Genomic DNA, 26,745 nt, shown 5'->3' on the forward strand with positions numbered 1-26,745 from the left:
TCAGTTTATTCCATTTCAATGATCAGTTGTCCTTTATCCACACTATCTCCAACGGTTACCTCGATGGATTTAATAGTGCCTGCTCCTTGGGCCAGAATTTGGTTCTCCATTTTCATAGCGGAAAGGACCAATAATGGCGTACCCTCTTCAATCTCTTGTCCGGCTTCCACCAACACATCCATAATAAGACCTGGCATCGGTGCTTTGATGTTCTTTGCCTTTTGTGAAGCTCCGGATAATAATCCCATTTTATCGACCAACTGGGCATAATTATCCTTTATGCTTAACCGATACGTATTTCCGTTGATCAGGAAACTCAATGTTCTATCGGTGAAATTAGCATCTACCAACTCCACATGATAGGCCTTCCCGTTGTCTAAGAGATGATAAGTTTTGTCCGTTAGCGTTTGTATGTCCAATGCGGCAACATCCTGAGCACTAAGGCTAAACTCCGCATCGTCTACCATTATGAGGTATTTTTCCATTATATTTTATTAAGTCCATTTCGAGGCTAGTATCTTTTCGTCTTTAATATGCTAACCCACTAAGAAGGTTTACGCTTCCATAATGCTCTAATTTACGACTAGTAAATCGTACCATCAAACCTTACATTAGGGATTATTTGGAGGAATCCATAGAGGGAAGTATCAGACCATTTGAACAAACTCCCTGAAAACAGGGTGCTTTGGTGCCTTATAATATCTTAATTTTGATTTTAAGGTTGATGAATCTAATTTTCAGCAATCTACTTGTGCACCTAAAATTAATACTCGGCGTGGGAATACCTCAGCAATCAAGACATCTTAATACCGGAACAAAAACGGAACCTACCGCCTTATTGAGGTATCAATGTCATGGCTCGTTTCTTTTAAAGTGCATCCTTTTTCTCTGCTTTTTATCACCACTAAATGCTCAGGAAAAAGTTAATTTCAAGGCTTTTGGTTACATGCCTAATCTTGTTCAAGATTCTTTATACACCAGTCTAAACAAGGCAAACTCAACTAGGGAACGACTTCCTATATTATATACCATAGGCAAGGAGCATTTGGTATACGGAAATGCTGATTCTGTTGTGCACTATGCACATCGCATTCTAGCGGTCTCTAAAAGTCCGGAAGCATTTGTTATGACCAAACTTTACATCGCCAAGGGCAATGAACTTTTAGGAGAGGGTAAATATTTAAACGGTTTATACGATCAGGCTCTTGAGGCATTCATAAACGGCTTGTCCGCCATGGCAACTATTAAAAAGGACAGTACTACCCAAAGGTTGCGATTAGGTCTTGGCAAGGTATACCTGCAAAAGAAAATGTTGGATAAGGCAGAGCACATATTCCTAGAAGCCACATCTAATGAAGAAGATTCAATTTTTGCCGCAGAAGCCTATCTCTATTTAGGCCGTAATTTTTTTGAACAGGATAAATATGTAGATGCCATACAGGCATACCACAAAGCTCAAGAACTTCTTGGCGATGAAACGACATCAAAATTAAGTATGGAGATTCGCTTGGCACTTGCGGAACTGGCCATTAAAGAAAAGAACTATACTAAGGCGCTCCCCATTTACGAGACCATTTTAAACGAAGGATTACAACAAAGTTATTTTGATGTGTATACCGAAGCTGTTTTAGGCTATGGCAGTGCTTCCCGAGCTTTGGGCAACTACCAGGTTGCAGAAATGACCTTATCCATGGCCTATGCCAACGCCATGCAATGGAACAGGTTAGACCTTCAGAAAAAAATAGTGAACAGTCTACGACGAACCTACGCCACAAAGGGCGATTATGAAAATGCCTACAACTTAATGACCCAATATACTGCGCTCTCCAGTGAAATCATAGCACAACAAAACGGAAGGGCAATCCAAGAACTAGAGTATAAATATCAAACCCTTCAAAAAGAGAATCAAATCTATGAACTAAAAGAAGAGCAACAGGCGAAACAATCCGAGATCGAACGACAAAAAACCATTAAAAAAGCAGTACTATACGGCTTCTTGGCCTTGCTGGTTCCCATCTTTGCGCTACTTTACGTCTATTATCAAAAATTACAGACGCAAAGCAAGCTCAACCAACAGCAGGAAGAAATCAATTCCCAACGCATTGCAGGACTTCTCAACGAACAAGAATTGAAACTTGCCAGAACCTCCTTACATGCGCAACAAGAAGAGCGATCGCGCATTGCCCAACAATTGCATGATAGCATTGGTGGAAACCTTGCGGGCATTAAATTACAAATGGCAAACATTGATGATAAAAATGAACTGCAACGAGGCATCATGACCCAAATTAACGAAACCTATGAGCTGGTCCGTGAAATCTCCCATAATCTCACCCCCAGAAAATTCAATGAAAGTGCCTTTACCCTTTTAATCGAGGAATATGTAGCAAAACTAAAAGGTAGTTCTCAAATGGAGATTACCTTTCAGGCACATCCAAAAGAACGTATCAACAATTTAGGGGAACCCCTGAAGGTTGCCTTATATCAAATTATACAGGAACTTTTTACCAACACTATTAAACACGCCGAGGCAAAACAAGTGGAGTTACATTTGACATTTCATAAAACTATATTTCAGTTATTATTTGAGGATGATGGTTCCGGTTTTAATGTAAATGAAACCAAAAAAGGTATAGGACTCTATAATATTGAAAATAAAATTCAACAATGGAACGGCACCTTGCATTTAGATAGTGCCATAGGTCGCGGAACCGCAGTATCCATTGAAATTCCAATAAACGCATAACAAATGAAAACCTATAAACTGATTATTGCAGACGACCATAAAATGTTCCTAGACGGCGTTATGAGTATCCTTGCGCACAAAGAAAATTATGAAGTAATCCTTACCGCGAACAATGGAAAGAACGTAGCTAAATATGTAGATATTAACGCAAAGGATGGTATAGACCTGGTCATCACCGACGTAAACATGCCGGAATACAACGGAATTGAACTCAATAAGCACATCAAGGAAAATCATCCTAAAATAAAGACCTTAGTTGTAAGCATGCTGCACGATGCCACCACAGTACAAACCTTAACAAAGGATAATGTGGACGGTTATATTCCAAAAAATGCCGAGAAAGATGAGTTGTTAACCGCTATAGAAACCATCTTGAACGGCGACAAATACTTTGCCCAATCTATTAAAGATGTGTACCTAAAAGGAATGTTCTCCAACGAGCAAAGCTTAGAGGAATCCTTATCTAAGAGAGAAAAGGAAGTACTTACCCTAATTGCGAAAGAATATACTACCCAAGAAATAGCAGACGAACTATTCTTAAGCAAACACACGATAGAAAGTTACCGAAAGAATCTTATCTCAAAACTAGGGGTACGCAACTTGGCCGGACTTACTAAACACGCAATTAAATTTGGCTTGTTAGATACCTAATTTTTCACAGCCCACTAACAAACTTCCCTATCGGTGGTTTCCGAATATAAGGCCGTTTAAAGCGATTCCTCTAATGCTTTAAACGGTTTTTATGATTCTACACCTGACTTGCATCCCTGTTTTCAGGGGGTACATTTCTACGGAAAACGGGGCTAGAAGGGCACCTTAATTGAGGCATCTTTGCCTTATAAACTTATAAAAAACCTTTATTATGATCAACGGAATTATGTTAGTATTATTAAGCATTATCGCAGTACCTTCTTTAGTGCTGTCCAAAAAACCAAATGCTAAAGAATTATTGGAAAAAATAGAACCCTATCAAGGTTGGATTGGTCTGGTATTTTGCATTCTAGGGGTATGGGGCATTATTAGTAGTATCCTTAACCTGGGATGGTTAACCACTGCTCCCATATGGTGGGTTACCCTAGCCGCGGGTAGTTTGGTACAGGCCACACTTGGCTTTATGTTAGGCTCCGGTCTTATGAACAAACTTTTTATGGGAAAGAATCCAGAAGCCCAAGAAAAAGCGGCACAACTTAGAAGTAAAATTGCCCCCAAACAAGGAAAACTAGGTATTCTAGGCATTGCCGTCGGCGCTTGGATGATTGTTGCTTCTTTTTTATTCACTATCTCCTAAACCTAAAAAAATGAAAAAAGTAATCGCTATTTTAATTTTATTCATTGGCATTATGACCAACGCCCAAGAAAAGAGAACCGTTACGTCTACAGGTAGCGCAGTCATCAAAAGGGAAACCACCCATTACAGAATAAAAACCACCCTTAATATGGATCAGGCTTATTATTCCGATCCACAATGCAAAAGCCTTGAAGAGTTTAAAGAAAAATACTTTAATGCGTTACGTGAAAATGGCTTTGACCCAAAGGCTTTTGAAGAATCAAAGATGGAATTCCTAACCCTAGGTTATCAAAAAGAAGGTACCATTCTAAAGTTTGAAACCACTTCTAAAGAGATGGCAGAGATATTAATGAGCGTAAGAATGAACGGAATTACGCTACAATACCAATTTAAATCCGTTCTAAGCCCTGAAAGAAGAAACGAATTGCGTACAAAAGCTTTAGCAGATGCTAGGGTCAATGCAGAGCAACTTTGCAAAATTTCAGGTGGTACCTTGGGAGCTATCATGAACATAAGCGAAAGTGCCCCTAGACCAGAGTTATGGAGTTCGTATTACGACTCCTATGAGGAATTACTAACACTAAGCGTTAGCTTTCAATTGAACTAAAAATAGTTGGTTGGTTATGAACCCAGTGGTCAGCATTTTTGTTGATGGCTGGGTTTTGTTTTTTCCAAAGTTCTAATTCTGCATCAAATGACTATGCTAAGGCTGACAAATCCAGACCTCGCGAAACAAAAAAACCCTATCATTTCTGATAAGGTTTTCGTCTTACAAGCTCCCCCTCTTGGGCTCGAACCAAGGACCCTCTGATTAACAGTCAGATGCTCTAACCAACTGAGCTAAGGAGGAAAATAACCCGCTTTAATCACTCAAAGCGGCTGCAAATATAATCGTTTTTTAAAACTCGCCAAACAAAAAAAACCGCTTTTTCTATTTAAAAAGCCATTTATAGACATCATTACCGTTCGCAAACAATAACAAGGCAATTAAAAGAAAGAATCCTGTCATCTGCGCATACTCCAAAAACTTATCGCTTGGCTTTCTTCCCGATATTATTTCATACAAAAGAAACATCACGTGGCCCCCATCTAACGCAGGTATCGGTAGTATGTTCATAAAGGCTAAAATAATTGATATAAAGGCCGTTGCGCTCCAAAATGCAGGCCAGTTCCAAGAATCCGGAAAAAGACCTCCAATGGCGGCAAAACCTCCAACTCCTTTGTAAGCACCTGTAGAAGGATTAAAAATTTTCTTCATTTGCTTTACGTAGCCGGACAAAGTGCTCACGCCTTTATCAATTCCCGCAGGTATAGATTCCAGAAAAGAGTATTTAACCGTCTCTATTTTAAAATACCCCTTTTCTTGATATTCTTCCATAGAAGAAAGTCCTACGATTACCCCTAATTTTCCCTCCTCCGAAACTTCCGCTTCCATAGGTATGGTTGCCCCATCTCTTAAAACCGACAACTGCACCTTCTTCCCCTTATTTTCTGTGAGAATAGGCACTATTTCATCTTGGTAGTGTACCACATTTCCATTTATACCTATGACAGCATCCTTTTCCTGTAGTCCAATATTTGCGTTTTGAGAATCTTCTGGCACCTCTCTAATGACGAACGGTGTACGCATACTTAAGAAACGAATCTTATCCTCATCCTCTAACAAGGTAGCAATGAAATCCACCGGGATTTCCTGTTCAAAAGTGCGACCATCCCTTTGAATGGTCATTGTATTGCCATTGACAATCTCTATAGGAAGTGCTCCGAATTTTTCAATTTTCTCACCATCGATGGCAAGTATTAAATCTCCCGTCTGTACCCCTAATTTATCGCCTATGTTTTTCTCCGTAACTAAGAGTCCGTCCTTTAGACTATCCGCAGGTATATATTCTTCACCATAAGACCAAGCCATTCCTATATAAATGATAACCGCTAGAATAAAGTTTACCGTTACCCCACCTAGCATAATTATCAATCGTTGCCAGGCCGGTTTGCTTCTAAACTCCCACTCCTTGGGCTCCTCTTTCATGGCTTCGGTGTCCATGCTCTCATCAATCATCCCGGCAATTTTCACATAACCGCCTAAGGGCAACCAACCGATACCATAGACGGTCTCCCCTATTTTCTTTTTGAACAAGGAAAATTTGACATCAAAAAACAAGTAGAATTTCTCTACGCGTGTCTTAAATAATTTTGCTGGGATAAAATGTCCAAGTTCATGCAATACGATAAGCAGGGACAGGCTTAAAAAAAATTGTATCGTCTTTATTATAATGGGACTCATTAGTGTCTTCTAAAATTTAAATCGGACAAAAGTACATTTTTACAGGGTCTTAAAAAAAGAAACTCGCTGCCCTTGGTCTATTTTAAGAATATTTTGGCAGCGATTACCAACGCACGGCTTGAAACCTTCACAGCCCTAACGTACCTTTGTAAAAAAAAACGATGCGCTCTTTTTTTGGCAGATTTAAATTTTTAGGAATAGTACTTCTATTATTGTCAGCGGTAATCATCTATTTGTTCTATAATGCACTGAAACCTAAAAAGCTGCTGCCTGTTTATTCTCCGGCAATGGTTAATTCGGAACTGGTTCCAGAAGAGATACAGCATATTCGTAAGTATCATACTATCGCGGACTTTTCGCTTACCAACCAAAATGGGAAAACCATCACGGAGGCCTATTACCGGGATAAAATCTATATCGCCGATTTCTTTTTTACCACTTGCCCTACGATTTGTCCTATAATGACAAAAAATATGGCCGAGATACAGGCCCAAATTATGGACGACCCCGATATATTACTATTGTCCCATACCGTAACCCCCCAAATAGATTCCGTTGCGCAATTAAAAAAATACGCTTTGGAAAAAGGAGTGAACGACGCAAAATGGAATTTGGTCACGGGCGATAAAAAAGTTATCTATGAACTGGCCAGAAAATCATATCTAGCGGTAAAGACCGATGGTGATGGAGGTCCATTCGATATGATACATACAGAGAACTTTATTCTGGTAGATAAGGAAAAACGCATACGTGGTTTCTACGATGGCACTAAGAAAGACGCTATTGAGGAGCTCCTAGAAGATTTGGCGCTATTGAAAGCATCGTACCTAGAGTAATCTTTGAGAAAACCGTAAGTTAATCTAAAGGGCTTTTTTTATTTTTACAGATTCCCTTTCAGTTTTTTCCCTTATTTTTGCCCTTACTTAAAATGAATCTAAATAAAAATTGGAGACAACTGTTGGGCATTTAAAGCGTGGGGAGAGAGGAATCATAAAAGAGTTCGCAGAGGACGCATTGCCCATAAAACTCCTAGAATTGGGCTGCCTGCCCGGCAATGAAGTAGAGTTGATACAAGTTGCACCCCTCCAAGATCCCATATACATTAATGTTAATGGTTCGCATATCGCTATCAGACGATCCATGGCTTTTAAGATTGCCTTAGAAATCATTAAAGAGTAGCATAGCTATGGCCAAACAAATCAATGTAGCGCTCATAGGAAACCCGAATACGGGAAAAACTTCGGTTTTTAATCAGCTTACCGGACTCAATCAAAAGGTAGGGAACTACCCCGGAATCACCGTTGAGAAAAAAGAAGGTATTTGTAAGCTTCCCCGTGGGGTCAAGGCCCATATCTTAGACTTGCCGGGAACATACAGTCTTAACACCACCTCTTTGGATGAGAGTGTAGCGGTAGAATTATTACTGAATAAAAATGATAAAGACCATCCAGATGTTGCCCTGGTAGTATCGGATGTTGAAAATTTAAAACGTAACCTCCTTCTATTCACACAGATAAAAGACCTCAAAATTCCTACGATACTAGTCATAAACATGGCCGATAGAATGTCTCGTAAAGGCATTAGTATAGACATACCTTTGCTAGAAGAGAAACTAGATACCAGAATTGCTTTGGTCAGCACCAGAAAAGGCACAGGTATTACTGAATTAAAGGAATTCATCGCCGATTTTAAAAATCTTTCTAAAAGACCAGTTGTAGATACTACCGTTATTGCTCCTGACTACTTTGACGGATTAAAAAATACTTTTCCGAACGAAGACCTGTATAAGCTGTGGTTGGTCATCACCCAAGATGTAAACTTTATGCCTATTGAGAAAAATCTCATAAAGGACACCTCTTCTTTTGATACCAAATCAAAATCCGAGCTCAAAAGATTGCAGCAAAAAGAGACTATTTTAAGATACCAGTACATCAACGGCATTTTAAAGGAGACCTATAAAATTGATGTCAATGCGGCCAAAGGGTTTCGGGCCGGTTTAGATAAAATACTTACCCACAAGATTTTTGGTTACCTAATTTTCTTCTTAATCCTATTGATTATTTTCCAAGCTATTTACGGGTGGAGCGAATATCCCATGGATATGATAGATTCCTTTTTTGCCTCTGCAACGGAATGGGTGAAAAATACCTTGCCGGCAGGGGTATTCACCGATCTTATTGCCGAGGGCATACTAGCAGGTATAGGGGGAATCGTGATCTTTATTCCTCAAATTGCATTTCTATTTCTCTTTATATCATTATTGGAAGAGACCGGCTATATGAGTAGGGTGGTTTTTTTAATGGACCGCGTTATGCGTCCTTTTGGACTAAGTGGTAAAAGTGTAGTACCATTAATATCTGGCACGGCATGCGCCATCCCAGCTGTTATGGCCACCAGGACCATAGAAAACTGGAAAGAACGCCTTATCACTATTTTAGTTACCCCTTTTACCACCTGTTCTGCCAGGCTGCCCGTTTACCTAATTATCATAGCCCTGGTTATTCCAGAAGGAAGTTTTTTAGGACTTAGCTATAAGGCCCTGATTTTAATGTTGCTTTACCTCCTAGGTTTTGGGGCAGCAATACTCTCTGCCGTAGTGTTGAACAAAATCCTAAAAATAAAAAGCAGGTCCTTTTTCGTAGTAGAAATGCCAAACTATAAGCTCCCCCTGCCCAAAAATGTGGCCTACACCGTATTGGAAAAAACCAAGAGTTTTGTATTGGGTGCGGGTAAAATTATTCTAGCCATTTCTATTATCCTCTGGTTTTTGGGCTCCTTTGGAATTTCAAACAATTTCAAAAACGCCGAACAGATTGTTGAACAACGTATTGAAAGGGACGGATTCTCCGCATTTAATCAATCGGACGTGGAAACGAAACTAGCACTTTACCAACAAGAGCTGAACGATAGTATTTCTAAAAACGCTTACCAATTAGATAAAGTTGACTTTACGGATGCTATGGAGAAGAAGAAGACCGAACTTTTTAAAGCTGCTAAAAGCCAAGAAATTGCAAGTTTTAAGCTCGAAAATTCTTTTATGGGATACGCAGGCAAGGTTATTGAACCCCTTGTAAAACCTTTGGGTTATGATTGGAAAATAGGTATTGCCGTTTTAACCTCGTTTGCCGCTAGAGAAGTGTTTGTTGGAACTTTGGCCACCATATATAGTGTTGGTAGTGGAGAAGAAAACACGGACACCATTACGCAAAGAATGGCAGCGGAGGTAAACCCAAAAACTCAAAAGCCGGTTTTTAACTTGGCGACTGGCATTTCAATTTTATTATTTTACGCCTTTGCCATGCAGTGTATGAGCACCTTGGCCATTGTTAAACGTGAAACCAATTCTTGGAAATGGCCGGCAGGTCAGCTCGTTTTCATGAGTCTTTTTGCTTATATTGTAGCTTTAATCGCCTATCAACTTTTAAAATAAAATGGATATCCTACAACAGATTCTAGTCTACCTTACTTTAGCGATAGCCATTGGGTACATCCTTAAAAAATTCTTCCTTCCCAAATCCTTGTTCGGAACCAAAAAACAGCAGTCCAAAGCATGTGGACAAGATGATTGTGGCTGTCATTAAAGTTTAAATGAGCAGTTTTTCAATTTTATCGTAACAAATGAGACGTTTTTGAAGTCTTCCTTAAACCGAACTTAGTTCGTTAAAAAAATAATAAATACATCCTAATAAAAACAAAAACAGGCAGGTATTACGCCTACCTATTCTTTAGTTTGTAATTAAGTTATTCCTATTATATGCGAAAGACCTTTACCTCAAAAATTGCAATACTGACCGTTTTTCTATCATTCCCCACTATTCAGGCTCAGACACTCAGCTCCAAAATATTGGACAGCGTTACGCAAAAACCAATCCCTTACGCTACAGTTTTATTGAACAATAAAGGGGTTATAACCAACGAGGAAGGTCAATTTACTTTTTTGTTGGACAAAGGTATACAGCCAACGGATTCCTTGTTCATATCATGTATCGGTTATGAGTCTCTAGGCAAACCTATTGAAGAATTCAAAGAAAGTTCTATCTATCTCAGTCCTAAGGCTATTGAGCTAAAGGAAGTAATCGTTTCCAACAAGAATTACACCCCTAAAGAGATTATAAAGCTGGTCGAGGAAAACTTAGAAAAAAACTATAGGCTGGGTTTTACCAAAAAAAGGTTGTTTTTGAGAGAATCGTATGAAAATACCATCATCAAAACCGATTATACCATAAAAGAGTCTACCATACCTGCGTTTAGCAAACCCTTTTTGGATAGTGTTATACGCTCGGTTCCTAAAAGGGATACCTATTATACGGAAATGATAGGCGATTTATACGGTAGTGAGGACGATGATGAACAGAAACTAGACTTGATTAAAGCTTCTGAACTGTATGACAAGAGTAAACGTATAGATATAGAGAACTTAGAAGAACGTTTTAATGAGATCATTAAGAAAAACGTGAAAACCGATTCTTATTTTAAGGTGAAATCCGGCCTGTTCGGCACTCGGTTAGACGCAGATGAACTATTTGATGCAGAAGTAGATTCCACAGATGTGGCGGCTTTAAACAAAGAACTTGAAAAGAAAAAGAAGGAAAAGGTGAATCAGAAAAAATTCTTTGCCAATTACAAACGTAGAACGCTAGGGAATCTGTATAGCAATCTTCCCATATTTAAGGATACCGACTACAATGTACTTTTTAAACCTCGACGTTTTGAACTTACACTGGAAGACTTTACCTATATCGGTGATAAAGCATTATATGTTATTCGTTTTGAACCTAAGGGGTCAGAAGAATTTCGCGGTAAGCTTTATATTGATTCCGATGATTTTGCCCTAGTAAAGATGGATTTTGAGAATACGGAACCCATCCGAAACTTTAAGCTCTTGGGCATTTCTATCAATGAATATCTCGCTAAGGGCAGCATCTTGTTCGGAAAGGACGAAGATGGACTATACGGTTTAAAGTATTATGAAATAACAAAAGGAAACAGGGTTGGCTTTAGAAGACCTGTTCAGATCATTGAGAAAAATAAAAACGTAAAAGGAAGAAGAAAACAAAATGAACTTCATTTAAAAATCGATGCCGCCTTTGGTGGATTAAATCGTTATGAGGTCGTTGTTTTTGATACCGAGAACATCAGCGATACCACCTTTGAAAACTTTAAAGAGTCTAACGAGGTGTTGCCACAGTACATGGCTAATTACGACCCAGAATTCTGGAAAGGATATACGATTATGGAGCCTAATACTGCGATAAAAGAATTTACCTCCGAGGTGGCGGCAGAAAAATAAAGCCCTTATATTTTAGAAGAAAAGAACATTGCTTTAAAGCCTATTTTATCATTGGGTTTAGTAATTTCTTTAAATAATAAATAAATGGTCTAGGCTTATAAATCAGTTCCTAGGAAAACATGTCCTTCTAAAACAGCCGAGACTTTAAATCAAGTTCCGAATAAAGGAGTACAATAAAAGCGCCCAGCCCGCTACCAAAAATAATCCTCCGATGGGAGTAATTGGACCTAAAAACTTCAATTTCTTCCCTTTTGAGGAACTTATGCATAGGCCATAGATACTAAAGGAAAAAAGAAGGATCCCGATAATAAAACAGTACACCATATATTTTTCCAATGACGTATCCATGTTTAGGTTAAAACCTAACATCAATAGAACCAGGGCATGATACATTTGATATTTGACCCCAGTCTCAAAACTGTTCAACTGCTCCACGCTAAAACGTTTTTTTAAAGCGTGTGCCCCAAAGGCTCCAAAGACTATTGCCAATAATCCAAAAAGTGCTCCCAAGCATTGTGCAAGTAAAACCATAGTATTCCTTGTTTAGTTTCTTTAATTATTGAATAACGAAGTTCCTGATAAAGATTTACATATTACCCAACAAAATGGATTATATTTAGAAAGCTAATAATCCGCCATAATGAAAAACGTATCACTACTTTTAACCGTAATTGCTGTGGTAATTTTGTACAGCTGCGGTAGCTCAAAAGCCAAGGATACTTCCAAATCGGAACTTGAACAAGAGCTCACCGAAAAAAATAGAGGTGCCGTTTCCCTACTTACTAGGGTAATACAGTTGCCCGGCATAGTTCGCAGAAACGGAAGGCCGGTAATCAACAAAACGGCAAATTCTATTTTGGCAAGTGCTACGGAAGAACCGCTGTATATCCTTAATTCCTATATCGTTGGTAGTTCCTTTAACTCTGTAAATCAGTTGGTAGATAGTTTTAATGTAAAAACCATAGAAATACTTTCGGATGCTGCAGCAGCGGAGTATGGCACCAGAGCGGCTAATGGCGTCATAAAAATCACAACGTACGACTAAGAATTATTCCTTAGTCCAACACTATTGTAATTTCAGTGTTCGCAACAATTTTAAACGCACATTCGTCAAATCTAGGAGGGCCGAACATTTTCATTTTTGCTTTTGAAAAGGCTACGGCTTCTTTGGGAATACCGAACATATTGGTATCTAAAACATCATTCCCGTTTTCGTCATGGAAAATGGCCACGGCATAGTTACCTTCCGGAATATCGTTTATTTGGATAATCGTATTCCCTTCTGTTGCCTTTTTAGAACCCATTTTATAGACCTTATCAAACTTTAAAAATGATTCGTGGTCTTTATAGACAGCGGCACAAATAGCACCTGCGTTAGACGGCACACCCTCAATCTTAAGGCTAAGATTATGTTGGCTAAAACCGGCGTAAACCATTAAAATCAAAAAGGAACTGATTATTTTTTTCATAGGGATTTGAAGCGTTCATAGCTTCAATAATTTATAAATTATAGTGTCTATTGTTCTAGTTTGGAACGGTAACATCCAAACTTTTTTCTTGTAAGTGGTTAAATAAGTTTAAGGTTTCAACAGAATCTTTAAGGTTTACGAACAGTTTGAGCGAGTCCTTATAGACTATTTTTATTTTCTGTTGTGAAATATTATCCACGAAAACATGAATTTTACTTTCTGTAAGAGAATCCTTAAATGCTCTAAAAATACCTTTTTCCTTTTCCAACGCAGAAAATCCATTCAATCTTTCCATTGGCGGTATACGCTCTACGAACAGCACACTATCCATGTCGGCATAAGGGATAGCAACACGATAAAATCCAGAAAGTAATTGAATTTCATTAGGTTCTAATTTTACCCAATTTTTGTAATGCATCACCAAGCTAGAGAGGCATATGATGAAAGTAATAATCATTACCAAATTCCAAAACCAATGTCTTTTTTTGCTTGTCATACCATTCTTAACTATTGCCCTACTGTAATTTATTTCTTCAAAGATATCACTATGTACTATAATCATAACGACACCTTAAGAACACTATTGCCACCTCACTCTTATAATTAAAATTGTTCTTTTAAGGTTCTAACGCAAACATTATTCCAATAATCCCTTTATATTTAAAAGCATTAAATAATTAGACCCTATGAAAATTATAATACCCTTTCTGCTACTGTTTATTTCCCTGACTGTTTCCGCACAAAAAAAAGTGCTGGACCACAGCGATTATGAGCTTTGGAGTACTATTGAAGGAGACCAACTAGACCCAAATGGAAAGTATTTAGTTTACGCTTTAGCAAAGGGAGAAAAGGACCATTTCCTGAAGATAAAGGACATTGACGGAAGGGAATTATTGTCGTACGACCGCGGGAAGCAAGGACTATTCGGTTATGATTCCAAACACCTGTTCTTTACAATAAAACCTTGGAAAGATAGCCTTAGGGCCATGAAAAGCAGAAAGGTGAAGAAGAAAAATTTGCCAAAGGATTCTTTAGGAATTTTCAACCTAGAAAATAAGAGCCTTACCAAAATAGGGAATCTAAAATCGTACAAAGTACCGGAAAAATGGTCCGGTTATGTGGCTTATATGCTGGAAGAAGTAAAAACCGATAATACGTCAAAAAGTAAAGATTCGGTTCAAGAGAAAAAGCCTAAAAAAAAGAACGTAAGTAAGGAAAATGGCTATCACGTAGTGCTACGTAATCTCGAAGATAATACGGAGGATACCTTAAAATTCGTAACACACTATACCTTTTCAAAAAAGGACAACATGTTTGCCTATAGTACTACGGGTCCAGATAAAGACAGTAACTCGAGTGTTGTTGTTATGGATTTGGAGAATGAAGAAACAAACAATATTCACTCCGTTAAAAGCGCCAAATATTACCAACTTGAGTTTAGCGAGACAGGCCGGCATCTTGGTTTTGTGGTAGATGCGGACACCACGAAAGTACAGATACGCCCAAACGAACTTTTTTTATGGAAAAAAGGTGCTGGGAAAGCAGAAAAACTAGTTGATTCGTCCAGTGCCCCTAAAGATTATTTGGTTTCATCTGATGGAAAAGTACATTTCTCCAAAGATGAGTCCAAACTATTTTTTGGTCTAAGAACCCCACCTATCGTTAAGGACACCACCCTTACCGATGATGAAATCGTGAACGTAGAGGTATGGACCTATAATGAACCCCGGTTGTACACTGTACAAGAACTACAGTTAAAAAATGACACCATACGGTCCTTTGAAACCGTAATCCATTTAAAAGATAACAAACTAGTACAACTGGCAAATACCGAGTTTACAGAAAGTGAACTGGGTGATGAAGGTAATGCTGCTTATACGCTAATAGGCACCTCAACACCTTATGAATTAGAAAGTCAATGGAAAGGTTTTAAGGAGTACGATTATGCCGTACTGGATGTCCGTACGGGAGAAACCGTAAGGAAAATCAAAAAATCCGCTCAAATGAAGCTCAGCCCAAAGGCTAAGTATGCATATGGTTACAGCAGGGTAGATACCACTTGGTTTACACATGATATGAAATCGGGAATCTATAAAGCACTAACAAAGGACAAGGTTTTTTATAATGAATTCCATGATTACCCAGACCACCCTTATGCCTATGGAATGGCCGGCTTTACAAAAGATGATGCTTCAGTTCTACTTTATGACAGGTACGACATCTGGGAGTTTAATCCGAAAACAGGCGCAGGAAATAGATTAACCAAAGGGCGTGAAACAAAGACCAGGTACCGTTTGGTTCAATTAGACAAAGAAGAACGTTTCTTAAATCCCGATACGAAATGGTTATTTACGGTATTTGACGAAATTACCAAGAATTCCGGTTACGTACTTTTCAACCCAAAGAATCAAAAATTGACCAAACTAGTATCAGGACCATATCGGTATTCCAATCCTAAAAAGGCTGTCTTGAGTGAACAACTGTTATTTACGAGGGAATCTTTTAAGGAATTCCCAGATCTAAGAACAACCGACTTCGATTTTGAGAATATCACTGTGCTAAGCGATGCCAATCCGCAACAAAGCGGCTATAATTGGGGTACCAATGAACTTATCAACTGGACATCCCTAGACGGTAAAGAGCTTACAGGGATGCTCATAAAACCAGAGAATTTTGACCCGAACAAGAAATACCCCTTACTCGTAAATTTTTACGAACGTAGTTCGGACGGTCTGCACCGTCACAGAATACCCAGAGCGGAGCGATCATCTATTAACTATAGCTTTTATACCAGTAGAGGCTATATAATATTTAATCCTGATGTGGCCTATCGTGTAGGTTATCCTGGTGAAAGCGCTTATAATTGTGTCATTCCTGGTGTAACTTCCCTTATAGAAAAAGGGTTTATAGATAAGGACAACATTGGTGTGCAAGGACATAGCTGGGGAGGGTATCAAATTGCCTATTTAGTTACTAAAACCGATATATTCAAAGCGGCTGAATCCGGTGCTCCCGTACCCAATATGATTAGTGCCTACGGAGGTATTCGTTGGTGGACAGGGCTTAGTAGGCAATTTCAGTACGAACATACCCAAAGTAGAATCGGAGGTACACCGTGGGAATACCCAGCGCGTTATATAGAAAACTCCCCAATTTTCAACATCGATAAAATAAATACACCACTATTGGTCATGCATAACGATGCAGATGGCCATGTGCCTTGGTATCAAGGTATTGAATTCTTCGTTAGCCTTAGAAGGTTGGGGAAACCATCTTGGTTTCTAAACTACAATGGGGAACCGCATTGGCCGTTAAAATTACAGAACAGAAAAGATTTTAACCTAAGAATGGCCCAATTTTTCGATTACTATCTCAAGGGTGCTCCAAAACCCGTATGGATGGAGAAAGGAGTCCCTGCCCTTGTAAAAGGAATTAACCAAGGGTATGAGTTAACGGATTCTCCAGAGTAAAAGAAAGAATTGATCCTTGATTCGTAAACTACCATGGGGCAAGCCCTCGAGGCATTCATTGGAAACATATTTTCAATTTCGAGGCAAGCCCATGAATATCACACCCTTTGGTGGTGCCAATGAAATTAAGCTATTACGGGTTTAACGTTTATTTAGTAAGCGTTAAACCCATAATTGCTTTGACCCGATCTTTACTTAAACCGATATCCCAATCCCAGTTGAAATACATTAGAGAAAAAGTCATCAATGGTATAGATTTCATAAGCTGCTCTTATCTGTGTAAACTTTTTGATTTTATAGGTTAGTTGCCCCATATATCTCTCAAAGTTAGGTTGGTCCCGTTCTGCAAAAAGGCTAATATCCGTAGTAAATTGAAAATTTGTCAAAGGCGAACCAATTGTAAAAAGGATGCCTCCACCGCCCACTAATCTATTATTAGCTATCCAGTAAGGAAATCCGTCCCTTCTATTTAAAGTCCCAAATCCGTAAGATGTTTCCAACAATGGGGAAATTTTGAATTTTTTCAAATTAAGGAGGGCATACTCAAGCCTCAACAGCCCGGTTGTTTCAAACTCGTCATCCGTATAATAGTTGGATTCCAAGGATATGATATTCTTGAAAGATTTACCCAATGCTATTTCCTTGTATCCATTGAACCTAATTCTATAGATGTCTAAAACATGTCCTGGACCCGTTCTTACGGGAAAAGCATCCAATTGAAACGATGTAAAATTCAGTTTTTGACTAGTGCTATAACCTATTCCAAACTGATAATACAACTTGTTTTGATTATCTCTTTCTAATCTTCCTCTTAACCAAGCATTTTTATTTTCTTTTGAATTCATATAATAGCCGTATTCTAAACCTAATAAATCTCTTCCTTCATTATTTGGCCTTATGATAGAATCTGGCGGAATTTTGTACATGGTACTCTGTGTAAGCCCAATTTTATGAAAATTACCCTTTTGATTTCTTAGTTTGAAGTAAACGCTATTCATCAGAGCCGTAGGCCTAAAAGCATCATTTATGTTAAACGTTTCAAAACCAATCTCGTTACCCTGGTTTTCTCTTATTTTCGACACTATTTCCTTTCCAACGTTAGCATCGATCAGTTCTATATATTGTTTATAGAAAGAAGCCTGCTGCCTCAAATCCATTTCCTTTACTTCTCGATTGATAGCTTTTATGATGTTCTTATCTACTTTGTTCATGGGCATTCCGATAACAATTCTAGCTGCGCCCATAATGTCACTACTGTACAGCATGAGGGTCGCCATATGATTTTTTATCTTATAATCCCTTGGATTTTCACTTAAGTATTCTTTAAAGACCTTCTTCAACTCTTTTAACTGATTGGTTTCAAAATACCATTCCATCTTTTTTTCAATTGGCACCTCCGCACCGCATTTAGACCATTCCAAGGCCTTAGAAAAATCACCATAATCAGCAAAATTAACCGCTATCCGAGTTGCTTCATTTTCTAGACCTCTAAAACATGGGGTAATATTCCTCAATTCCTGATAGGCCTTTCTGGCATCGTTGGCCAATAACAGCCTTATATAATAGGGTAAATCTGTCTCTTTTTTCTCCTCAAAAGAAGTTGAGCTTAATGTCCAAAAATCAATAGTTTCTTGGTTAATACCCTGAGCGCATTGTGCCCAAAGTAGGGCCTTTTCAAAAACCAATCTGTCTGCATAGGACCAAGCTATTACATTGGCCAATGCTTTATCATCAAAAGAACAAACCTCTATGGTGTTTAAAAAAGATAAAACCTCTTCTGCTTCACTACCTATTAAAAAATTAGCGTAGGCCTTGGTTAAATCAATAGAGGGTTCAATTGCTATAAGTTTTTGAAAAGATTTATTAATGCTATGATAGTTTTCCTCTGTATTAAAATTTTGTATGTAATCTTTAAGTATCTCCGCGTTATCCGTATCCCAATAAAGTTCTCGCTCCAACCATTTTTGATGTTCACTTGGTTCAGGGTAGAAAGTTACATCCAGAACAAGACTGTGAACTTGGGCCGTACTAGCAGACTCAAAACGAGAATAATACCTATCCAATACGGTCCATAGTTCTTTTTCCCTTTCTTGCCAGACCATATACTGGGCATAGTCTTTGATCATGACTCTGTTTACTTTGGAACTTATTTTAAATTGCTCTTGAATTAAATCTGTTGCGGCACTCAAATCACCCTCTGCTACATACCGTTTTATCCTTTCGTCAATAGGCATTAGTAATTTCTTGTTTTTTTCAAATACGGCGCGTTCTGTCATTACCTGCCCTATTCTGTTATTTTCGTCTTCGAACAGGACGGGTAAACTGGGATTCAAGTCAGGAATCACAAGTTCGGCAGTTCTAGTCTTTATAGAATAGAGGAAGCCGTTCATTAGCTTTTTCTTTTCGTAGGCTATCTCTTCCCTGTTCAACGTATTATCCATCTGTTGAACATTTTCTCTGCCTACATACATCAACCAAAAACGTTCAGGGGAACCCTTGCTTTCACTCCTACCCTGAACCTCGTAAAGACCATCATAATTAGAATGTGAATAATAGTTATTACGCCATTCTACGGTAACTTCCGATGCCTCAGTCGCATTTAGAAACCTAGCATTAGGGTGATTCTTTTTGTAATCCTTAATATGTTCCTTAAACCGATCTAACATTCCTTTCTTTGAGCCAGTGCTATACCAGTTTAAATTGTACTTATTACGATATTCAAAATGACCACTTGTTTCAGAGTTGGATTTATCCGGTATTTGATAAACATCGTCTGGATGCACAAAATGCGTCCATATACCCGTACACATGTACATGGATTCAATTTCCCATTCACTTGTCGTATCCAAAACGTAACCACTACTGATTCTTGGAAAGTTAAAAAAGCGATTATTATACGGTTCTGGGTCAAATTCACGCAATCCGCCTTCCTTCAACTCCCCTAAATAAGTACTTTGCACATATCTTAGACTTGGCATTCCCTGATATAATTTTGCTAAGCCCACACTATCGATATAATTACTGGGTGGTACATATGATCTAGGAAGGTCTTTAAAGTTTAAGATGTTCCATTTTTTATCAGCAGATTTTAGGGCCGTGACCATATAGTCGGGATTTGTCCAATCACTAGCTAAAAGTGACACGTGATTGTATCCGTGAAAACCTAATTCATGACCACTCTTTAATATGTCTCTCCCGATCCAACCACTAGCACTCTGCTCTAGATTGTTCACAGTAACTTTGTTCCTGTCCCATTCTTTAAATGAGAAAGGTGGAATAACGCCGGCATTGTAGTCAAAGGTAACATAGGCTGTATATTTCATATTCTCCTCTTTGGCAAGTTTCTTCATATCTGGCCACCATACATTATTCACGTAATCTGTCACTGTTATGTTCATTTCGGATTTTATCGGCTCTTTATAGATGGCATAAGTAGGAGAAGGAAAATCATCAAGGAAAATAGTTGCCACATTTGCCACCGGATAGGGAACACCTTCCAGCCCCAACAAAGAACAACTAAAAATAAATCCTCTCATACTTTTGTTCAATTGTTCAAAAGAATTATGTAAAAGGACCTGACCCTTCCCTATTTTATTTTTGATTAGAACTGGATATTCCTTATCGTTAGCCGCAGCAACCAAAACCTCAATTTTATCGGAGAAATTAGAATTCTGAAATCCTGAATGTAAGCCCTTGTTTAAATAGGTAAACTTCATCTTTTCAGGAAAAATTGGCTTTTTAAAATAAAAGCCTTCTGCCGTCTTATTGGTCTTCCAATTTGAATTTGTCCCGAAACCGTAGAAAAAAGCGAGACGCTCGTCATTAATAGGTTTAGTAAAAAATATGCTTCCGCCCTTTGCAACAAATGCCAATAATGAATCGATAGCGGCATCCTTGAGTCCAAACGTCTGGTTGATGACTAATAGTCGTGCGGTCGGGGCCAAGGTTACATCTTCGTTAAATTGCTTAACGGGAATATAGTTGTAGGGTATTTTGGTGTATTCAAAGGCCTTTCCTAAATTTTCTCGCTCCATCATAGCCTCATAATCCCCCGATTCTTGTATGAATTGAACTAACGGTGATTCTGAACTTTTTGCAGGGATATTAAACCGACTATTGAATCGATACAAATCACTCTGACATCCAATATTCAGACTTAGAATCGAGATTGCAACTAAAATTATTTTAACACTTTTTATCATAGATTGAATATTAGCTCATCTAATCTTGATGAGTTTTTTTGGTTTACGATTTCGTAAACCGTTAAATATTGATTAGTATAGAAAATGTCTATTTTTCTACCTCTACTTCTTAGAACCTTGAGTGTTCTTAAAATGTTACTTTTTATTTCTGCCGATGTGGCCAATGAACTTAGGTTCTCTTTGTCCTCGTTTTCAGAAACAAAAACAAAAACACTGTTGGGTAGAATATACTGGGAGTTCTCTCTTAACAATTTGTCATTCTCCTTTATGTTGTGGTATATGGAATCTCTTTCTATATAGGTCTTCAGAAAATTTTCATACTGAATAAAATGGTGTTTACTTTTGCTGATCGTAAAACCATAATTGTCGTTCACAACCATATAAGAGTAGGGTAAATAGTCATTGGACAATTTATTATAAACCAGTAATACATCACTTTTAAGTTTGTCTTTTTGGTTCTCATCAGATTTAAGGAAGCTGTTTGAAGTATAAGCCATGTAAACAAGCATCAAGAATAGGAAACTATAGACAGGAGCCCTAAGGAGTTGGTTTTTAGGAATTGTCATTTTCAAATAATGCATTACCACCCCAAAAAAGATACCGATGGGCATGGCAATCAATGCGGCAATAGTTTGATAATATAGATCAACATCTATCCAATCCCACCTTAACCATTTAAGGGAAACGACTATATTAAAAAATATGATGATTATTAGTGCAGGGGTCCATTTTGCTTTTTCTTTAAGATAAATAGGCAAGAGACATAACAGTACGATTACTCCAAAAATAGCGTAATAGCTCATAAGCTTTTCTATACCCATTTCTATCTGGGGAAAATAGGTGTACGCATCTACTAAAATAAGGTTCTCCTTAAAAAAACTATAAAAGGAAACATCGTTTACGTAACAGGCTATTCCATGCAAACCTATCACAAGGGTTCCCGCCAAAATATAAACCCAAATGCTTCTCAGTACGAACATTCTTCGTTTTTTTGTTTGAAACATAAGTGCTGTCAATAAAAAAAGGGGTATTACGATAATGGCGACGAAAAGATTTACGAAAAACAGTGCACTGTACGCCACCATTAATTGTGTCATGAACTTTTTTGCTTTAATAGTCAGTAGTCCTGGTAAAAGTGTGTATATCATAATTGGTAAGGCAATCCAAAAAGCCATATTTATAGGATTATGCTCTAACAATAAGTTGGTGTTAATTGGCAAGTATTTGAATACAAAACCATAAAATAGTACTGAAAACATGGGTGCTAAGAAATCGGATTTACTAATTTTAGAGATTATCCAGTACAGCACTATACTGAGACCAAACACTTCTAACAGTCCAAAAGAGTGCACAGCCATTTCTTCACTTATCCCAGTAACTTTTGAATATAAATTGATAACAGCGTCTTCACCTAATAATCTAAATCCACTGGTAAACCATTGGTTATAGTTAAATTGTTTGACAAACTCCAAGTTTGTTTGCCATAAATCGGATAGAGTATATAAATCACTTTCAAGAAATAAATATCTGGATACAAAACAAACAGCGGCAACTAGAAAAGCAGTGATAAGTTTTAAACTGATATGTTGTGGAACATATAACCTTTTTAAACTTGTGTAAATATCCCCAAACCTGGGGCGTTCTTCAATGAACTTGAAGAACTTTAATAGGAATTTTACTTTTTTACGTTTAAATGACTTACCGCTAAAAGCATAATTCTTTAATCCGAAATATTGGGAAACTAGTATAATTACTAGAATAGCCAATACCGAAAAAGTGTCATATAAATCCAACTGAACCAGGATAAATACCAAAATCAACAAACTACTGCCATAAAAAGTTATCCTTTTTAAAATATAGTCCAAACCATAATTGCGTAAGGGCTGTCTTGTTATTATTTGATGAAAGAACAAAACCCCTGCAAACAAAAAGAGAACCCTAAGTGGGCCAACTAAAACATAATCCATGAGTATCATTTATTCAGCATTAAAAATTGAGATGGATGTTGAAGGTCTATCTGAGCAATGTAGTATGGCAATTTGTACGTAATCAACTCTTTTGTAACCTCTTCCATTATTTTAAAATTGTCGCTATATTCCAAAATATAAATAGGCTTATCCTTTGACTTTCTTTGGTTTAGAATTTCTTGCAACATGCGATTCTTAGATGTTTCATCTCTCAAAAGATATTCTTGTTTTTGAAAATCATAGTTGGTTACCAAAGATTCTAAAACTATGGCATCAGTAAGGCTCGATAGCTGAGCATCAAGAAAAAGACCTGAATTCTGGCAGAGATAAAATTGTGGATACTTCCTTTTGATGGTCTGTAAAAGCTCTACTAACTCATTCTCCATTCCGTTAAGTGCGCCCCAACTAGAAACATTGTCAAGGTTATCCAAGAACAGTCCATCAAAGCCGTGATTTTCGAGTTTACCGATTCGACTGAGCAAAACCTTCTTAGCTCTTTCATCAGATATATTAACGAACCTACTTCCCCAATTGGTGTTTTCACCAATGCAATATGACTTTAATTTATTAAAAAGTGGACTGTTCTCATTGACCTCCGTAAGACTGATATATGCTATCACTTTTTCATTATTTTTCTTAAAAATTCTAATATCTTCATCATTAAAATGACCTGCCTCCAGCACTACAAGTTTGTAACCTACAATACTGTTCGGGTCTATTTTTCCATAACAGACAAACAACGATTTTTCGTTTGAACCTTGTAAATGTGCTCCTTTTGAGAAACACAAGAAGGGCCATATGACTAAGAGTATATTAATAAGACGCATAATAATGGTAATCCAATTTTTTAAAGTAGGACATCGTGTGCTTACTTGTTAAAATCATAAAAACGAATGCTCCGATCAGCATACCTACGGAACTGTACTCATAACTTAAAACTCTACTAGAAAAGAATCCGATCGTAAAGTTGATTACGCAGGCAATCGTAATTGCTTTCAAAGCTCCCTGTGGTTTATTAAGAAGAAATAAGTATAAAGAATTGAGCATACCCCAAGTCATGAACAGGTATCCGAACCCTCCAATGATACAGACCCTTATACTTATGGGGTCAAGTGCTTCGCCAAAATTTGCTTGGTAACCCCATGATTTCGTCACAAAGAAATAAATGAAAAGAGTAGATAAAAAAGCAGTCCCCAATAAAAGTGTAATATGTCCTTTATACATGGTATGCATGCGCATATTAAACGACTTTATATATATTAATGATGTACTCTTTTGTCTTATATCCAAAAACTTACTGAATGAAGCGATGGAATATTCCAAAACACCGGATAACAAGAAGAAAATAATGATGGCGAGATCCATGCCTATTTCATAATTTTTTTCATAAAGAAATAAGTAGTTATGTGTGAGTGTAGCGTCTGCGGACCATGCCAATAGTCTATCCAAAAAGATAAATAGATAAACCAGAATACCATAAAAGAAGTAGTGATAATTCCTATAAATCACGGTAACCGTTCTTGGTTTTATAGCGTCTGTACCATTTAATCCGATTTTCTTCTTAAAGAATAATAACAAATAAACCCTGCAAAGGACAATCGCCAAGCCAATCCCGATCCAATGCGTAATGTAGATATGAATAGAGGTGGTTAAACTCAAGGTAAGTGCCAATACTGTAGAAATAAGTATAACCAATGAGTTGAACCAACGTTGTTTTATAGAATGGAAAGGAGCCATAACCAATAATAATAAGCCTATTAGGAAGGCGTATATCATTGTTATGAGGACAAATGAAAATGGATAAAAATTAAAGAACATATTAATCACTAGCAGTGCTGCGAAAGAAACCAGCAATCCTTTGATTCCTGAGAACGTCATTTTATCTATGACCACTTTAGCCTTGTAGTATTCTTGATGATGCCAATAAAAGGATGACTGCCTTCCGAGAACTTGAATGTAACCGCCAGAAATCGTAAGGCCAAGAATTACCCCAAATACAACTGATGTTGATTGTACAATATTAAATCCCAAATAGGTCCAGAGGGAATACCCAAAAAAAACGATAGTAATAATCTGTATAAATACGGGCATTAAATGAAATAGACCTAAGGGGTAATACTTTGTAAAGAGCTTTGATTTGATCCATAAATAATCGGAAACGGGAATACTTCTGGACTTTTTTTCCCTTCTCATTTCTGGCTCATTCTTCAAATCCTTAGGGTTTCTACTTTTTAAATCTAAAAAAATATGTTGCGCGAGCTCATTTATAGAGGGAAATCCATAATCTGATAACACGTCACTATCCCTAATGCCGAAGGATTCCAGAGTTGCTAATACCACCCTATCGTTTACCGGGTTACCCACCTTAAGGACAACTGCGTTCGTTGTGTCCGCTACTACTTTATTGTAATCTATCATTTCGCAAATACTATTGAGGAACGGCTATTTCTACGCTCGTTTCTTTTGTCTCTTTCAGCTTTACATCTTTATTGCCCAAACCCTTATATATATCTTTAAAAGCAGTCGTAAAACTATTTATAGTGAAGTTTGAAATCACTCTTTTTCTTGCACTATCTCCCATTTCCCTCCTTAAATCAGGATCATTCAGAAGTGTTATTACTTTATCGGCAATGTCTTGATAGTCTTTTGGCTTACATATAAACCCGCATGTTTCATCCAGAGCTTCTGAAACTCCACCCACGTCCGTTGAAACTACAGGAATACCACAGCTCATAGATTCAATTACCGTATAAGGAAATCCTTCAGAAATTGAGGTTAGAATAGACACATCTCCCTCGGAGTATAGTTTACTTGGATTATGATGAAATCCTTTAAGGTGAAAATGCTCCTTTAAATTAAGTGATACAATCAATTCTTCACAGGCAAGCGTATACTCCGGAACGGCATCTTTATTACCATAGACTAAAAACTGCACATTTGGTATTGATTTTCTTACTTCATGACAGACACGAATCATGGTAATAATATCTTTCAAATCAAATATTCTAGCAGCGGCTACTACCGTAGGTATATTTAGTAAAGGTTCCGGTTTTGGTAGTGGCTTAAATCTAGTATGATCTACCCCATTATATACGACGTTTATTTTAGCGGCATTGGCACCATAAAAGGTTTCCCACGATAGGTTGAACTTACTTACCGTTGTAATCTTAGTAGCGTGATAGTAAACTAGTTTTGTAATACACTCAGAAAAATTTATAAGCATTTTTTTTAAAAAATACGGATACTCTGCCGAACTTATCGCAATCAATCTTTCTCTAATGAATACACCGTGTTCCGTAACCAATATGGGTGTATTATATTTATATTTAAGGGCCAACGCGGGCAACACTGCGATACCGGAAATTGTGATATGAGCAATGTCCACCTTTGGAACTTTGATTGCCATGGGTATCAAAAAACGGTAAATCCAACGCATAGCGGTGGTGGTGTCTTCAAGTGTTATGTCTTCCAATTCTTCTTTGGGGATGACGGAAATCAGGGCCTCTTTAAAGCTATTCCAGACAACGGCACTGCTCATCGTCTTTTTGTAGTCGTATTTTTGAAAAAACTGCCACATCCTATGGAAACATTGTTCTATGACCTCAATGGACTTTTCCGTAGCGTATATCTCTTCTATAAAAGTCTTGAAACTTTGTGAAAACGAACTAGCGATTGCCGATTCTGTGGTTAACTCTCTTTTCTGGAGTATTTTTGAATACTTTATACCGTAGTCCAAACAGTCAAATGGCTCCTCTGAAGACCACATGGGAACCTGTATGACCTTTTTTATTCGATCTCCAAGATGGTATTTGGTTGAGCGCTCTACGTTTGCATTTATAGAATAAACGGTAAAGTCCACATCTTCTATTCGAGTACAAAGATCGTTGGCCCAGGTTGATACGCCTCCTGTGTTATAGGGGAATGTACCCTCACAAATCAGCAGAACCTCAATGTTCTTAGAATGATTCATTAAATAGTTATAGTTAGTATGTAACCACAAAGAAATCACTCTTAACGGGAATGTTAATT

21 protein-coding genes and 1 tRNA gene are annotated in these 26,745 nt (G+C 37.6%); 11 read left to right on the top strand and 11 right to left on the bottom strand.

The genetic code is table 11. The features are described from left to right. Window positions 1–5 precede the first annotated feature (5 nt). On the bottom strand, window positions 6–485 hold the full coding sequence (locus EJ994_RS11965) for an acetyl-CoA carboxylase biotin carboxyl carrier protein subunit (protein ID WP_126592675.1): 480 nt from the start codon (window positions 483–485) through the stop codon (window positions 6–8). A gap of 239 nt (window positions 486–724) precedes the next feature. Between EJ994_RS11965 and EJ994_RS11970 the strand changes: the two genes are divergently transcribed. The 4 genes from EJ994_RS11970 to EJ994_RS11985 all read left to right on the top strand — a co-directional run bounded on the left by EJ994_RS11970 (window position 725) and on the right by EJ994_RS11985 (window position 4,641). Further along, window positions 725–2,746 carry an ATP-binding protein gene (locus tag EJ994_RS11970; RefSeq protein WP_126592676.1) on the top strand — a complete coding sequence of 674 codons (2,022 nt, stop codon included), beginning with the start codon at window positions 725–727 and terminating at the stop codon, window positions 2,744–2,746. A 3-nt stretch (window positions 2,747–2,749) separates the two neighbouring features. Further along, window positions 2,750–3,397 (top strand): response regulator, encoded by a 648-nt coding sequence (locus tag EJ994_RS11975; protein ID WP_126592678.1) that lies wholly within the window; start codon window positions 2,750–2,752, stop codon window positions 3,395–3,397. A gap of 211 nt (window positions 3,398–3,608) precedes the next feature. After that, on the top strand, window positions 3,609–4,034 hold the full coding sequence (locus EJ994_RS11980) for a hypothetical protein (RefSeq protein ID WP_126592680.1): 426 nt from the start codon (window positions 3,609–3,611) through the stop codon (window positions 4,032–4,034). Window positions 4,035–4,044: 10 nt separating this feature from the next. Beyond that, window positions 4,045–4,641, top strand: a complete 597-nt coding sequence (locus EJ994_RS11985; RefSeq protein WP_126592682.1) for an SIMPL domain-containing protein — start codon at window positions 4,045–4,047, stop codon at window positions 4,639–4,641. 169 nt (window positions 4,642–4,810) lie between these two features. On the opposite strand, the gene EJ994_RS11990 is transcribed toward EJ994_RS11985, so the two are convergent. Beyond that, window positions 4,811–4,884 (bottom strand) — tRNA-Asn (locus EJ994_RS11990). Window positions 4,885–4,965: 81 nt separating this feature from the next. After that, the gene (gene rseP, locus EJ994_RS11995; protein ID WP_126592684.1) at window positions 4,966–6,318 is read right to left on the bottom strand and encodes an RIP metalloprotease RseP; all 1,353 of its coding nucleotides are present in this window, start codon (window positions 6,316–6,318) and stop codon (window positions 4,966–4,968) included. 161 nt (window positions 6,319–6,479) lie between these two features. On the opposite strand from rseP, the gene EJ994_RS12000 reads away from it, so the two are divergent. The 5 genes from EJ994_RS12000 (at window position 6,480) to EJ994_RS12015 (ending at window position 11,608) form a co-directional block, all read left to right on the top strand. After that, window positions 6,480–7,154 (top strand): SCO family protein, encoded by a 675-nt coding sequence (locus EJ994_RS12000; protein WP_126592686.1) that lies wholly within the window; start codon window positions 6,480–6,482, stop codon window positions 7,152–7,154. 109 nt (window positions 7,155–7,263) lie between these two features. Further along, window positions 7,264–7,497 carry a ferrous iron transport protein A gene (locus EJ994_RS12005; protein ID WP_099573954.1) on the top strand — a complete coding sequence of 78 codons (234 nt, stop codon included), beginning with the start codon at window positions 7,264–7,266 and terminating at the stop codon, window positions 7,495–7,497. Between the two features lie 7 nt (window positions 7,498–7,504). After that, window positions 7,505–9,748: a ferrous iron transport protein B gene (gene feoB, locus EJ994_RS12010; protein WP_126592688.1), complete on the top strand. Its 2,244-nt coding sequence runs from the start codon at window positions 7,505–7,507 to the stop codon at window positions 9,746–9,748. Between the two features lies 1 nt (window position 9,749). Next, window positions 9,750–9,899, top strand: a complete 150-nt coding sequence (locus tag EJ994_RS17440; RefSeq protein WP_164721458.1) for a hypothetical protein — start codon at window positions 9,750–9,752, stop codon at window positions 9,897–9,899. Window positions 9,900–10,072: 173 nt separating this feature from the next. Next, window positions 10,073–11,608: a carboxypeptidase-like regulatory domain-containing protein gene (locus tag EJ994_RS12015; protein ID WP_126592690.1), complete on the top strand. Its 1,536-nt coding sequence runs from the start codon at window positions 10,073–10,075 to the stop codon at window positions 11,606–11,608. Window positions 11,609–11,752: 144 nt separating this feature from the next. Here the strand turns inward: EJ994_RS12015 and EJ994_RS12020 are convergent, their stop codons facing one another. After that, window positions 11,753–12,139, bottom strand: a complete 387-nt coding sequence (locus EJ994_RS12020; protein WP_126592692.1) for a DUF423 domain-containing protein — start codon at window positions 12,137–12,139, stop codon at window positions 11,753–11,755. Window positions 12,140–12,248: 109 nt separating this feature from the next. On the opposite strand from EJ994_RS12020, the gene EJ994_RS12025 reads away from it, so the two are divergent. After that, a complete protein-coding gene (locus EJ994_RS12025; protein WP_126592694.1) occupies window positions 12,249–12,653 on the top strand; it encodes a TonB-dependent receptor in 405 nt (134 codons plus the stop codon). A gap of 10 nt (window positions 12,654–12,663) precedes the next feature. On the opposite strand, the gene EJ994_RS12030 is transcribed toward EJ994_RS12025, so the two are convergent. After that, window positions 12,664–13,077: a DUF2141 domain-containing protein gene (locus tag EJ994_RS12030; protein ID WP_126592696.1), complete on the bottom strand. Its 414-nt coding sequence runs from the start codon at window positions 13,075–13,077 to the stop codon at window positions 12,664–12,666. 55 nt (window positions 13,078–13,132) lie between these two features. Continuing rightward, window positions 13,133–13,639, bottom strand: coding sequence for a hypothetical protein (locus EJ994_RS12035; protein WP_241240774.1), 507 nt, complete (start codon window positions 13,637–13,639; stop codon window positions 13,133–13,135). 124 nt (window positions 13,640–13,763) lie between these two features. Here EJ994_RS12035 and EJ994_RS12040 point away from each other — a divergent pair, with 124 nt between their 5' ends. Beyond that, window positions 13,764–16,547 (top strand): alpha/beta hydrolase family protein, encoded by a 2,784-nt coding sequence (locus EJ994_RS12040; RefSeq protein WP_126592698.1) that lies wholly within the window; start codon window positions 13,764–13,766, stop codon window positions 16,545–16,547. A 191-nt stretch (window positions 16,548–16,738) separates the two neighbouring features. Here EJ994_RS12040 and EJ994_RS12045 read toward each other — a convergent pair whose 3' ends face one another. Genes EJ994_RS12045 through pelF form a run of 5 tightly spaced genes read right to left on the bottom strand, consistent with a single transcriptional unit; the run spans window position 16,739 to window position 26,686 of the window. Further along, on the bottom strand, window positions 16,739–20,749 hold the full coding sequence (locus EJ994_RS12045; RefSeq protein WP_126592700.1) for a DUF2194 domain-containing protein: 4,011 nt from the start codon (window positions 20,747–20,749) through the stop codon (window positions 16,739–16,741). Then, window positions 20,746–22,716 carry a hypothetical protein gene (locus tag EJ994_RS12050; RefSeq protein ID WP_126592702.1) on the bottom strand — a complete coding sequence of 657 codons (1,971 nt, stop codon included), beginning with the start codon at window positions 22,714–22,716 and terminating at the stop codon, window positions 20,746–20,748. The genes EJ994_RS12045 and EJ994_RS12050 overlap by 4 nt, the downstream gene beginning before the upstream one ends. A gap of 5 nt (window positions 22,717–22,721) precedes the next feature. Next, the gene (locus EJ994_RS12055) at window positions 22,722–23,543 is read right to left on the bottom strand and encodes an endo alpha-1,4 polygalactosaminidase (protein ID WP_126592704.1); all 822 of its coding nucleotides are present in this window, start codon (window positions 23,541–23,543) and stop codon (window positions 22,722–22,724) included. Further along, on the bottom strand, window positions 23,530–25,134 hold the full coding sequence (locus EJ994_RS12060) for a hypothetical protein (protein WP_126592706.1): 1,605 nt from the start codon (window positions 25,132–25,134) through the stop codon (window positions 23,530–23,532). The genes EJ994_RS12055 and EJ994_RS12060 overlap by 14 nt, the downstream gene beginning before the upstream one ends. 10 nt (window positions 25,135–25,144) lie before the next feature. Then, window positions 25,145–26,686 carry a GT4 family glycosyltransferase PelF gene (gene pelF, locus EJ994_RS12065; protein ID WP_126592708.1) on the bottom strand — a complete coding sequence of 514 codons (1,542 nt, stop codon included), beginning with the start codon at window positions 26,684–26,686 and terminating at the stop codon, window positions 25,145–25,147. Window positions 26,687–26,745 lie beyond the last annotated feature (59 nt).

The organism is Maribacter sp. MJ134, from assembly GCF_003970695.1.
Classification (GTDB): domain Bacteria; phylum Bacteroidota; class Bacteroidia; order Flavobacteriales; family Flavobacteriaceae; genus Maribacter.